Origin of the sequence: Flavobacterium tegetincola DSM 22377 (genome assembly GCF_000425485.1) — a bacterium.
GTDB lineage: Bacteria > Bacteroidota > Bacteroidia > Flavobacteriales > Flavobacteriaceae > Flavobacterium > Flavobacterium tegetincola.
The window spans coordinates 1-12687 of record NZ_AUDN01000015.1 but is presented as its reverse complement, the minus strand read 5'-3'; the positions used below and the strand labels follow the sequence as shown (position 1 = coordinate 12687).

Here is a 12687-nt window from a genome sequence, read left to right as displayed (position 1 = left end):
AATCACCTTTGCAAAAGGTTTATTAATACGAATACTTTAACTTTAGCAGTAGCTAATCATAAAAGATAACATATGTATATAAGCGACGAAGATGAAGATGATTATAACTTATCCTTATCGAAATTTGAGTCAATGTTGAAAACCAACAAAGTCTTGTTTTTTGACTCGGAAGAATTTGAAGAAATCATACTGCATTACCTAGATATTGGCAAAGCAAATTTGGCTAAGAAAGCATTAAAATTAGCTTTAGATCAACACCCCAATTCCACTGGCCTGAAATTAGTGCAAGTTGAAATGTTCATTTATGATGAAAAATTGGACTTAGCAGAAAAATTACTGAATGAATTGCATGCATTAGAACCACAGAACGAGGAGATTTACATCCAACGCGCTACTATTTATTCCAAAAAAGACCAACATGAAAAAGCAGTAAATTGCTTAAAAACAGCCTTGGAACTGACCGATGACAAACCGGATGTTTATAATTTATTGGGAATGGAATATCTTTTTATGGATAATCTGGAAGATGCCAAAATCAATTTCATGAAGTGCTTGGAAGAAGATTATGAGGACCAAGCGGCGTTGTATAATGTAGTGTATTGTTTTGAATTTTTAGATCAAAATGAAGCTGCAATTGCCTACTTGGATAAATATATTGATGAAAATCCGTACAGCGAAATTGCTTGGCACCAATCCGGCAGGCTCAATTATGGACTGAAAAAATATCCAGAAGCTTTACGCGCTTTTGAATATGCCACCTTAATTGACGATTCGTTTTTAGGTGCGTTTATGGAAAAAGCAAAAACTTTAGAACGCTTAAAACGACCTGAAGAGGCTATTTTGGCGTATCAAAAAACGATTGATCTAGAAGATCCTACAAGTTATGCCTACTTGCGTATTGGAAAATGCTACGAACGATTGGGTAATAAGTCAAAAGCGATTGAATATTACAATAAAACGGTTCACGAAGATCCTTTGCTGGACAAGGGATGGATTGCAATTACTGATTTTTATTTGCGTCAACGCAATTTCCAAAAAGCGTTGCAATTTTTAAACAAAGCGTTGAGTATTGATAACGAAAACAGTCGGTATTGGAAACGTTATGCTTCTATAAACAAAGAACTAAAATTTTATGAAGAAGCGGAATTAGGCTACCGAAAAGCAGTTGAATTTGGCGATGCCGAATTGGATACCTGGTTGTTTTGGGTAGATTCATTCCTCTCAATGGGAGAATTTTCCAGCGCAGTAGCTACATTATTGCAAGCCACAGCATTTTTTCCTGAATCTTTTGAAATCGAATACCGATTGGCAGGACTCTACTTTACATTGAAAGAAGACAAAAAAGGAAAATTCCACATTAGCAATGCTTTGCGTTTAAACGGCAAACACTACCAACTGGTAGAATCCTTATTTCCAGAGGCCTGGAAAAGGAGAATGGTCCAAAACATTATTAAAAAACATTTGGAAAGTGGCAAATTCTAACATAGAAAAGTACGGTTTGATTGGAAGAAACATCGGTTATTCCTTCTCGAAAACGTATTTTAAGGATAAATTTGAAAGAGAACATTTACCAAACTTTTCCTACGAAAATTTTGACCTTTCTGACATTGACCAACTGCAAGCTGTTGTAGCTCAAACCTTATATTTAAAAGGATTGAACGTAACCATTCCTTATAAAGAAGAGGTCCTTCCTTATTTGGATAAAGTGAACAAAAAAGCATTTGCCATTGGCGCCGTAAACACGATTAAAATTACTAAAAAAAATAAGCTAAAAGGATACAATACCGACTATTATGGCTTTAAAAAATCGGTAAAACCTTATTTAAAACCACACCATAAAAAAGCGTTGATCTTGGGAACAGGTGGCGCTTCAAAAGCGGTTGCATTTGCATTAATGCAGCTGCATATCGATTATACATTTGTTTCTCGAAATCCAAAAGAAGATCAATTGAATTATGAAGATTTAGATGAAGCGATTTTCAATGCCTATCACCTCGTTATTAATTGCACTCCATTGGGCACATTCCCTAATGTGGACGAGTGTCCTCCTATTCCCTATTCTTTATTCACGTCCAATCATTTAGCCTTTGATGTGATTTATAATCCAGCAGAAACTGCCTTCCTGAAAAAGGCAAAGGAATTTCAATCAGAAACCTTAAACGGCTATCAAATGTTAGTGTTTCAAGCGGAAAAAGCATGGAGCATTTGGAATAAAGAATAATCTTAAGCAGCTGATTTCTAAATTAACAAAATTTAACAGTTTTACTTTGAATTTTGGTTTGCCTTCCTTATCTTTCGCATTCGATATTTTACAAACCCTAAACATTTCATAAAATGTTAGACGAGACGAATGATAACCTGCCTCAAGCAGATGGAACACTAGAAACTTCGGCCATCCAAACGCCTGAAAGTGAAACGCAAGAAAATGTAATTACACTAACTCCTGAAGAGGTTCAAGACGAAAGTATGATGTCTGAGGAACCAGCACCCGCTCCAGAAGCATCAGAAGTGGAAACAGACGATGTAGAAGAAACACAAAGCGACACGGATGATGAAGTAGAACACCATGAAATTCCTACAAAGAATTACGAAAGTATGTCTATGGAAGAGTTGGTTGTAGAGATGGAAAGTCTTTTAGGGTTGGACCAAATCAATAAGATCAAGACGCAAATTGAGGATATAAAAAAGGAATTTTTGTCTCAATACCATCATTTAATTGATGAAAAAAGAGAAGAGTTTGTAGAGCAAAATCCAGATACTACCGAACAGTTTGAATATCATCTACCTGCAAAAGTCAAATTTGACCATGCATACAGCGAATATAGAGCTAAGAAAAATGCCCACTTCAAGAAATTGCAAAGTGATTTACAAGGTAATTTAGACCAACGTCTTGAAATTGTGGAATCAATGAAAAACTTGATCAATCCAGCAGAAAGTATGCAGGATACTTTAAAGCATTTTAACGAATTACGCGACCAATGGAAAAACATCGGTCCGATTCCAAAGGATAAATACAACCACGTTTGGAACAACTACCATTTCCACGTAGAAAATTTTTACGATTACTTGCATTTGGATCGTGAAGCTCGTGATTTGGAATTCAAACATAACTTGGAATTAAAGCAAAAGTTAGTGGAACGAGCAGAAGCTTTAGAACACGAACCGGATACAAATCATGCTTTTAGAGCCTTACAAGGTTTTCACCGTATGTGGAAAGAGGAAATCGGACCTGTAGGAAAAGACCATAGAGAGGAAATTTGGAATCAATTTTCTGCCGCTACTAAGAAAATTCACGATCGGAAAGATGCTTTAAATGACGAAATAAAACAAAGAGAAGTTACCAATTTAGAAATCAAACAAGGGATCATTGCTAAGATCGAAGAACTTGCGCAAACTAAAGTCAATTCACATGCACTTTGGTTGAAACAAGCGGATATTATTGAAGGGTTGAGAAATGATTTTTTCAATGCTGGAAAAGTGCCTACCGAAGCGAATGAAACGACTTGGAGTTCTTTTAAAAATGCAGTTCGCTCTTTTAATATTTTGAAGAATTCGTTTTACAAAGATTTGAAGAAAGACCAGCACGACAATCTTGTTAAAAAAATGGCTTTATTAGAGAAAGCTGTTGAATTAAAAGACAGTACGGATTTTGCCACCACTACTCCAATAATGATGAAAATTCAGGACGAATGGAAAACTATCGGACACGTACCTCGAAAAAACTCTGATACTATTTGGAAAGAATTTAGAGCCGCTTGTAATGCGTACTTTGAAAACTTAAAAGAGCAAAGGAGCGAAGTGAACCAAGAGGAAGAACTAGCTTTTGCAAAGAAGCAAGAACTTTTAGAAGCTGTAAAACAGGTAACATTGATTGGCGAACACAAAGCCGATTTGGATACTATTAAATCCCATATTGAATCCTGGAAAGCTGTAGGTCACGTGCCAAGAAACAAGCGCCACATCGATGGAAAATTCAATAAAGTCTTAGACGGTTTATTCGAGAAATTGAATGTAAGTAGAAAAGATTCAGAAATGTTGCGTTTCAACAATCGTGTGGAACAACTTGCTGGCGAAGACGACGGTCGTAAATTGGAGAATGAAAAAATCTTCATTATGCGTAAAATTGACGAAATTCAAAATGAAATTTTCCAGTTGGAAAATAACATTCAGTTTTTTGCCAATGCAAAGAATGCCAAAAAGGAGAATCCTATTGTAGCCGAAGTGCGTAAAAACATTGAAAAACACAAGGAATCGATGGATATTTGGAAAGATAAATTGAAACAGTTAAGACAGATTGCTCAGTAAAGTAATCCTACTTAAATAAAATTAGAAAGCCTTTGAAACATAAATTTCAAAGGCTTTTTTATTGGATCAAAATTATAGTTTAGCATAAAAAAAAGCCTACAAATTGTAGACTTTAATTTTATGAACTATTTGCTTAGTGTGCGGCTTCTGCCTCTACAGAATCTATTTCAATGCCTTGCTTATGCAATATGCCTTTTACAATAAAACCATAGAATGCTAAGTAGACAAAGCACAAAACAGGAATAATATAGGAGTCGTGAATTCCGATGATATCTGAGATTTTACCTTGTAAAGGGGGAATGATTCCTCCTCCTAAAATCATCATTACCAAGAAGGCCGAACCTTGCGAAGTGTATTTTCCTAAACCTGTAATTGCCAAAGAAAAAATCGCAGGCCACATAATACTACAAGCCAATCCACCGGAAAGAAAAGCATAAATAGCCACAGTTCCTGTGGAGAACAATCCAATTACCATTGCGATGACACCAAAAAGTCCGAAAATCATTAAGGTTCGTGCAGGTTTATTTTTACTAAAGAAAAAAGCTACAATCTGAAGCAGTACACAAAAGACATAGTAATACAGTGGCGTCATGTCTTGCTGTGCAATAGTATTTACACCAATAATTACAGAAAAAGCAATTAACGGAACAACAATCAGTGCCAATTGTCTTTTACTTGTACTTAAATTAAAAACACTGATGGCTCCAGCCCAACGACCGATCATTAAACTTCCCCAATACATGGAAATATAAGGTGCTATTTCTGAAGAACTAAAACTTCCAAATTCAGGTAATTTTAGTAATTCGCCCAAGTTACTTCCAACGGCTACTTCTACGCCAACATAAGTAAAAATTGCCAACATTCCGAGCACCAATTGCGGATAACGCATTGCACCCCAGCCTTCATTGTTTCTTGTGGCCTTGAAATTTGCAAATAAAAGTCCACCGACGATTACTAAAAGTGCACCAAAAAGCCAGTACATTCTGTATTGTTCTAATGGATGTTTTATAGAATTGATTTCTTCAACACGTGGCTCAATCGTTGTTTCTAAGACCTCAATTTTCTGAGTAATAAATAGGGAATGTTCCGTAGCATTTGCAACGCCATTTTGCCGCTCTATTTGAACCAATTCGTGCTTTAATTCTCTGATTTCTGTAGCAATTGGAGCAATAGCCTTTTCAAGTTCCACAATTTTAATCGCTTCAGCTGAATTGTAACTATTGAAAACCGGAGCAAACATCACAGCTAAAAGACCAGTCATGATTATTAGTGTCGTCAGAGCTTTATTGGCTTTTTCTACCGGTTCATTTGAAATTCCGGTTGGCAATTTCTTTGAGAAGAAGAAAACACTTGCTGCAATTAAGAAAAGAATTCCAACACCTACATAAAGTAAGGTAACTTTATCCAATCCTAAATTCTTGATTTGATCATCACTCACAGCGGCCGCCGTTCCAAAAAGAGCAAAACCTACAATGATAGGACCGATAGTAGTTCCAAAGGAATTGATTCCACCTGCTAAGTTTTGTCTTGAGGCTCCTGTTTTAGGATCTCCCAACATTACTGCAAATGGATTTGCAGCCGTTTGTTGCAATGAAAAACCCAGTGCTACGATGAATAATCCTACCAACATTCCAGTATACACGTTGGCTTGAACAGCCACAATCATAGCTCCAGCACCCAATGCAGAGAAAAGTAATCCGTATACAATGCTGCGTTTGTAACCCCATTTGGAAACTAAATCTTTACCATTTAAAGCACCAAAAGCAAAAAGCAACAGTGCTCCTAAATAATACGCCGTGTAGAAGGCAAAATCAATCAATTGCGATTGAAACTGATCCAATGAAAAATAGCTTTTACAGAAAGGAATAAAAATACTATTTCCCGCCGCGATAAACCCCCAAAAGAAGAAAACCGTAATTAACGTATAAAGCGCAGGATAATTGGTCTTGGTTTGTTCAGAATTCATAAGTATAGTACAAAATGGATGAAAAGATCAGTCAAATAATTTTAAGTTAAGGGTGCAAAGCAGCAGTCTTACTCTTAAAAATTTTATAAATATCTATGATAAATAACTACTGAACAAATGAAACCGACATTATTTTTTACGAAATCGATTTCGTGCTATTTCGTAAAGGAGAATTCTATAAAATTAGTAAAAAAAAATCCTTCATTTCTGAAGGATTTTAAAATTATTTTTGATCTACAAAGTCTTGTAAATAAGAGAATCGTTCCGTTAATTTCCCGTCATTGGTAATTTGAGCGCGACTCAAAATACCATCTGCGTCGTCATTGAAAAAAGCTGGAATAACGTGCTTCATAAACATTTCCCCAAAACCTTCGCTGGCGTCCTTAGGTAGTTCGCAAGGCAAATTATCAATAGACATAACCGCAATTGAACCCGGATGGAACACGTCAACCTCCTTTGCTTCGCTTGGCAAATAACCAAATATTGGTTCAGCAATAGTTGATGCTTTTATAGTACAAGCAACCGGACCACCAACATCACAAGAGATATCAGCAACCACTTTTAAATTGTTCTTCGCTGATTTCAACATTTCATTGGTTAAAATGTAAGGTGCATTATTGCCATAAAAATGACCCGCCATAAAAATATCGGCAACTTGCGAAAATTTTTCGAAATCGGAAGTATAACCCACTGGGTCTTTATAAAATTCACTTTTAACAAATGCGCCTCCATCTAAACGCTTGTAGTAGTCGTCCACTTCAATTTGAGTATAAACTGCTGAATCGTATTTTTTGGTTAAGAAATCTTGAGGTGCAACTTGTTTCATCTTCATTGCATCCAAAATTTCTTTGGCTCCCATGCCTACTTTTCCGCTTCCCGTCAGTACTACTTTGATAGGAGGTAAAACCAATCGTCTTAGTTTTTCTACCAAAACTGCCTTACCATTTAATGTTTCTGCTTTTGGCAATTGAAATAGATCATATTTTATTCCAAAAGCACGAATGCCGTTGTAAGCACCTACATTTCCTGCGTAACGACCAAAACCGATTAATCGTTTATCTGCTGCATCTACGATAGTTTCATGATCGTAAAGTGAAATATTTTTTTCCAAAACCGCTTGCAAGAGCGCTCTGTTATAAGGCTGTTTTTTAATTGTATGTGAAAAAAAGAAGTATTTTTTATTGGCAATTAAAGCATCCATAGGAACTTCTTTTACACCAAAAAGCACATCGCAATTACTTAAATCATCCAATAATTCAAAACCCAAAGCTTCATATTCTTCATCTTTAAAAACGCGAATATCAGAGCGTTCTACAAATATTTCGGCACTTGGATACGTTTGTTTGAATAGCAACAATTCATCAGGAGTAAAAACCACACGACGATCCGGTGGATTTTTTCTTTCTTTAATAATTCCGAACTTCATTTTAGTTGTGTTTTGTAATTAGTAAGTCACTGAATTTTAGTAAAATAAAAACAAAATTCAGAGTATTAAGATGTATTTTAACGAAAGCTAAAATAACTGTTTCAAATGTAACTATTTATACAAAGTTCCGCAAACTATTTGCAGGTAAAAAATTAGAGTTGACTTTTGGTTCCGTTGAAGCTTTGCAAGTCAAAGTATTATATTATTTAACAGTCGAAAATGATAACCTTTTGCAAAAAATCAGATACGGAACGTGTGTTATTATTTATATTTGTGCCTTTGCATACATTTTCCCCATGACAAGACCAAAAATCATCCTACATAGCTTTTTTCTCGCCCTCCTAATTGCATTATTTTCATGTAAAGAAAAAAGCACTTCAACACAAGAAGCATCCACAACTGTTCAAGATACTATTCCGCACATTTATCCTTCTAAAGACAAGCAAAAAAAACTATCCGCATCCTATGTAAAGGAACACAATCGTAAAATTGATTTGTTTTATAAAAAATATTGGGACAAAAACGATGTCAGTGGTGGGTTATTGGTAGCTAAAAATGGCCAGATCATTTTTGAACGTTATTCCGGTTACAGTAATTTTCAAACTAAGAAGGAAATTGACGTCAACACACCAATACACTTGGCTTCTGTGAGCAAAAGAATTACAGCCGCGGCAATTATGGTTTTAGTGGATGCAGGAAAATTAGAGTTGGATCAAAAAGTGACCACTATTTTACCTCGTTTTCCGTACTCTGAAATTACGGTGCGTACCTTATTAAATCATAGAAGCGGATTGACCAATTATGCGTATTTCTTTGACGACAGAACCATTTGGGATCAAAAAAACCAAGTAACCAATCAAGATATTTTGGATGTTTTTGTCAAATTCAATGCGCCATTGGACTTTAAAACCGATGCACATTTTGCCTACTGCAATACCAATTATGCGATGTTGGCTTTAGTTATTGAAAAAATAACGGGTATGAATTACCGTCAAGCGATGCAGAAAATCATTTTTGAACCCCTACAGATGGAGCACACTTTTGTAATTGATTACGAAAAGGAGTATCAGAAGGAAAGTCAATCGTATAAAGGAAATTACCGCAAACATGAAATGAATCATTTGGAAACTGTATACGGCGATAAAAACATTTATTCCACGCCACGCGATCTACTGAAGTTCCAACAAGCCGTAGCCTCTAAAGATTATTTGACACCAACTTTAATCAAAGAAGTATTTAAAGGCTACAGTTATGAACGAAAAGGAACCCGGAATTATGGTTTGGGCATCCGAATGATGGAATGGAATGATGGAAAACAATTGTTTTATCACAATGGTTGGTGGCATGGAAACACCTCATCGTACGTAGACTTGAGAGATGAAGATGTCGTTATTATTGCTTTATCAAATAAGTACACAACGATGACGTATAAAAGCTTTTATTTGTCCACATTATTTGGCGAATACCCATTGAAATTAAAAAAGGACGATTTAGGGTTTTAATATAAATTTTATTGTAAATTTGTGGTCTGCTTTTTGATTAAGAAAGTAGCAACATGGGGTCGACTGGTTTTGACAGCAAGTCGAATTGAAATGTAAGCACGTCGAGAACTGGGACAATTCTCGTAAATAAAAGGTTTCAAAACATTTACACGGCGAAGATAACTACGCTTTAGCTGCATAATCCGAATTAAAGTACGATTACGCCAAGTTCCTATTAGATAGGAAAGCTGGATTCTCCTTGAAAGCCTTGGTTTGTGGCGTTCTATTCAGGAGAACCGTAAAAATAAACCTAGAAACGGTGAAGCTTTGGCGCTGTTTTGACACTAAAGAAGCTAAGTGTTGAATGGCTGTTTCTGGCCGACCTCAATAACGAAAATTCAATCAGGAAATAAGCGTGTAGAAAGCCTTTTAGTTGCTTGTTTGGACGGGAGTTCGACTCTCCCCGACTCCACTGGATGGGATGATTGGAAAATCATCCCTTTTTTTATGGTAAATCAACAAGCCTTTTTCCTGCATTAACAGGTGATTCCGAGACATTATCGGTATCATGGTAGGTGTTCGATAGACACCTTCCTGATAGTATAAATTGCTGTCGAACACCAATTTGACAAATTCCCTTTTTTGGATAATATTTGCATTATCATATATAGATTTTAGATCTCCGAGTAAGTGTAATTTTTTATGTAAAATTTTGAATGCATGTGTTTCAACTTTACTTAAACGCTCAATTGCATCTTTGCAGGAATGGATAGTACTGCTATAAGTAGCATACCATCTATCATAAGTATCTTTTGAAATCTCATTTTTAATCCACTTTTCTTCTACAGAAAACATCTTTTCTTGAGTCTCTTCTAGCAAAAGTTTCTTTTGTTCTATTATCAGTTTGTTAGATTTTAAATTTTCTTCTATTGCCACACTAGAAGACTTTTTTATTTCAGACAAAGTATTTTCTGGGAGACTCATTAATTCTAATATTTCAGCAAGCTGTGTATGGGCTTTTATTGCACTTATATTATTATGCTTTGAAGTCTTACACTTATAATAATTAAAATACTTGCCTGATTTCCCTCTTGATGGAGCACCTGTGAGTAGGTTTCCGCAATGACATTTTAAGATTCCGCGAAGTGGTAAATTTTCATCTAATATTGCTCTAACTTTTTCAGGCTTTTTCATCTTATTTTGCACCAATTGCCAAGTAGTTTTATCAATAATAGCTTCGTGTATAGCTGGAAAAATTCCCCCGGGATACTCTTTATATCCCTGAACCTGCAACATACCTGCATACACAGGATTAGTCAATACTCTTTCAACAGCCGTATTTCCTCTTGCTTTAAATCCTAATTTAAATACTTGTCCTTTAATTATATAAAGTGGTGTATCATGTAAATAAGCATCATACATAAACTTGACAACCTTTGCTTCTGTTTCTTCAATAATTAATTTTCGTTCCTTTCCTTCGCCAAACTTTATATAACCATAAGGTGGTTTAATTCCGATGTAACGGCCTTCTTTTGCTCTAGCAGTATAGAGTCCTCCCCTAATTTTAATACTCCTGTTAATATTATCCTCTTCAGCAAGCAATAGTTGTAATCCCGCTCTGAAAAAACTTCCTGGAGTATCATAGTCGAACGTAATTCCTTCGGTTACACTGACGACCTGAATATTGTATTTTCGCTGAAGCATCTTTACCATACTCATTGCTTCTCCAGCATCCCTACTAAATCTGTCCATTTGATCTACCAAAAGATAGTCCACAGTTTTAAAATGTTTACTAATAAACTCTTGAAGTTTAATAAAGTCTGGTCTATCAAATGTCTTAGCACTTCTCCCTCGATCAATAAAAGTATCTGTTAATTCAACATTGTTAAATTTCAACCATTGATCCGTATAAAGCTCCTGTCTTTCAATGGAACCATTACTTTGTCCCAACTGACTAAATCTTAAGTATCTAATCGCTCTTTTCATTTAATTCATTTAATGTAATAGAAACAATAATTTCAATCAGTAAATTTACGAATTTCTGTTCATTTAGCTTCTCAATATCAAACTTTAACTCCTCTATCTTTCCATCAATCAAGCTCTTGTCTTCCTGTTCCATTATTTACCTCCTTTGCTCTTTATGAAAATGAATTTTATTTTTACTTTGTGAATTTTATATGAACGCACACATAAATAAATTTAACAGCAAGGCCAGTAAATCGAATGGGAATGTCATGTCAAGGCTCTTTTTGACTACTAGTGGCATTTAACATCAGTCGATGTATCATTTTGTTTGTAATTGGTAACTCGTCTAAATAAATTATCTATTTCCATCGGAAATTTAAATTTATTACATTTCTATCACTCCTACTATTTCACTATTTCCTTTTCTAAACTTGAGGACTAAATAAATTAACTCAATAAATAAACAATCTATATAAATTGTCCCGTTCAGTACTTAGTACTAATGAATATACTTCTCTTTCTTGTGGATAAATATCCTTTGACAATGCATTATTTGCATAATTTTAAAATTCAGCTCAGACTTTAAGAACCCTGGGCTTTTTGTCCGCAGCACAATCCGCAAAGCACATTTATACTTTCGCTATGCTACAGTATAAAAGAGCTTTAAGAATACTCAATAAAAGAATCTTGAAAATTGAAGTTGCTACCTACGTATAATTTTCAAGATCCTTTTCCATGGCTTTAATAGCCATATCATTACTTCAAACTATAAGCCGATTAAAACCATCAGACAATATTTCTAGTGATTACCTTCTTTCTTTACAATAAAACATAATACGCTTTACAACCTTGCTTCCATCCTATCTATATTCAAAAGCCAGTATGCTAATTGTCCCATTTCAAGAGCAAAGGTATACTAGTGTTTTTAACGCAAAAAAAAGGTCAAGCCCTGCGGGTTTATCAAAAAATCTCCACCCATTCGGGTAGTATTTATTTGATAAAACCTTGTTTTTGCTAAACACTAACCTTTTATGCTCTCGAAACGAAACATAGCATACTCCGACTCTTTGGACGAATAAAAAAAATGTCAACAATGAAATTTAATACCATTTACATTGGAATTAGAGTGAAACAAAACAGCTCCTCCTCTCATTACCGAATAAATTAATTAAAAAAAATAACCCTAAAAATAAAAAATCATGAACTGGAATAACTACAAAAAATGAGACAAATATACTCAGGCCGCTTTATTATTAAAATTTCTTAATTTAATCTCCATTTCTAGCGGAGAAATATAACCTAGAGTAGAATGTAGTCTTTTTGTATTGTACCAATTTATATATTCTTTTAGACACGCATTTAATTGTTGAAAAGAAGAAAAATGATACCTATACAAACATTCATATTTTATGGTTTTAAAAAAGCTTTCTGCAACAGCATTATCCCAGCAATTCCCTTTTCTACTCATACTCTGTGTTATTTTTCGATTATAAATGAAAAGATTTGTCATTTTATTAGAAGCATACTGAGCTCCTCTGTCTGAA

General features: G+C 34.9%; 9 protein-coding genes and 1 other RNA gene. 5 read left to right on the top strand and 5 right to left on the bottom strand.

Annotated elements, in window-relative coordinates; all coding sequences use genetic code 11:
- Positions 1-72: 72 nt before the first annotated feature.
- The 3 genes from H602_RS0102965 to H602_RS0102955 all read left to right on the top strand — a co-directional run bounded on the left by H602_RS0102965 (position 73) and on the right by H602_RS0102955 (position 4305).
- A complete protein-coding gene (locus H602_RS0102965; protein ID WP_026976674.1) occupies positions 73-1482 on the top strand; it encodes a tetratricopeptide repeat protein in 1410 nt (469 codons plus the stop codon).
- Positions 1469-2221, top strand: coding sequence for a shikimate dehydrogenase family protein (locus tag H602_RS0102960; RefSeq protein ID WP_035758807.1), 753 nt, complete (start codon positions 1469-1471; stop codon positions 2219-2221). Before H602_RS0102965 ends, H602_RS0102960 begins: the two co-directional genes overlap by 14 nt.
- A gap of 113 nt (positions 2222-2334) precedes the next feature.
- Positions 2335-4305, top strand: a complete 1971-nt coding sequence (locus H602_RS0102955) for a DUF349 domain-containing protein (protein ID WP_026976672.1) — start codon at positions 2335-2337, stop codon at positions 4303-4305.
- A gap of 133 nt (positions 4306-4438) precedes the next feature.
- Here the strand turns inward: H602_RS0102955 and H602_RS0102950 are convergent, their stop codons facing one another.
- Both H602_RS0102950 and H602_RS0102945 read right to left on the bottom strand, forming a co-directional pair.
- On the bottom strand, positions 4439-6271 hold the full coding sequence (locus tag H602_RS0102950) for an MFS transporter (RefSeq protein ID WP_026976671.1): 1833 nt from the start codon (positions 6269-6271) through the stop codon (positions 4439-4441).
- A 223-nt stretch (positions 6272-6494) separates the two neighbouring features.
- Positions 6495-7697, bottom strand: a complete 1203-nt coding sequence (locus H602_RS0102945; RefSeq protein ID WP_026976670.1) for an NAD(P)-dependent oxidoreductase — start codon at positions 7695-7697, stop codon at positions 6495-6497.
- Positions 7698-7993: 296 nt separating this feature from the next.
- On the opposite strand from H602_RS0102945, the gene H602_RS0102940 reads away from it, so the two are divergent.
- Both H602_RS0102940 and ssrA read left to right on the top strand, forming a co-directional pair.
- Entirely contained in the window at positions 7994-9199 is a 1206-nt protein-coding gene (locus H602_RS0102940) for a serine hydrolase domain-containing protein (RefSeq protein ID WP_035758841.1), read from the top strand.
- Between the two features lie 55 nt (positions 9200-9254).
- Positions 9255-9653, top strand: a transfer-messenger RNA (tmRNA) gene (ssrA, locus tag H602_RS19570).
- On the opposite strand, the gene H602_RS19815 is transcribed toward ssrA, so the two are convergent.
- From H602_RS19815 to H602_RS18060, 3 genes are all read right to left on the bottom strand, one after another.
- Positions 9608-11164, bottom strand: a complete 1557-nt coding sequence (locus tag H602_RS19815; RefSeq protein ID WP_026976668.1) for a recombinase family protein — start codon at positions 11162-11164, stop codon at positions 9608-9610. The two genes, ssrA and H602_RS19815, sit on opposite strands and share 46 nt — an antisense overlap.
- A complete protein-coding gene (locus H602_RS19810; RefSeq protein WP_157504840.1) occupies positions 11148-11297 on the bottom strand; it encodes a hypothetical protein in 150 nt (49 codons plus the stop codon). The genes H602_RS19815 and H602_RS19810 overlap by 17 nt, the downstream gene beginning before the upstream one ends.
- A 1083-nt stretch (positions 11298-12380) precedes the next feature.
- A partial coding sequence (locus tag H602_RS18060) for an integrase core domain-containing protein (RefSeq protein WP_035758805.1) occupies positions 12381-12687 on the bottom strand: 307 nt, incomplete at its 5' end.

Coding starts and splice junctions, on each gene's coding strand:
- H602_RS0102965 (WP_026976674.1), top strand. CDS start 73: ATGTATATAAGCGACGAAGATGAAGATGATTATAACTTATCCTTATCG.
- H602_RS19815 (WP_026976668.1), bottom strand. CDS start 11,164: ATGAAAAGAGCGATTAGATACTTAAGATTTAGTCAGTTGGGACAAAGT.
- H602_RS0102950 (WP_026976671.1), bottom strand. CDS start 6,271: ATGAATTCTGAACAAACCAAGACCAATTATCCTGCGCTTTATACGTTA.
- H602_RS0102940 (WP_035758841.1), top strand. CDS start 7,994: ATGACAAGACCAAAAATCATCCTACATAGCTTTTTTCTCGCCCTCCTA.
- H602_RS0102945 (WP_026976670.1), bottom strand. CDS start 7,697: ATGAAGTTCGGAATTATTAAAGAAAGAAAAAATCCACCGGATCGTCGT.
- H602_RS0102955 (WP_026976672.1), top strand. CDS start 2,335: ATGTTAGACGAGACGAATGATAACCTGCCTCAAGCAGATGGAACACTA.
- H602_RS19810 (WP_157504840.1), bottom strand. CDS start 11,297: ATGGAACAGGAAGACAAGAGCTTGATTGATGGAAAGATAGAGGAGTTA.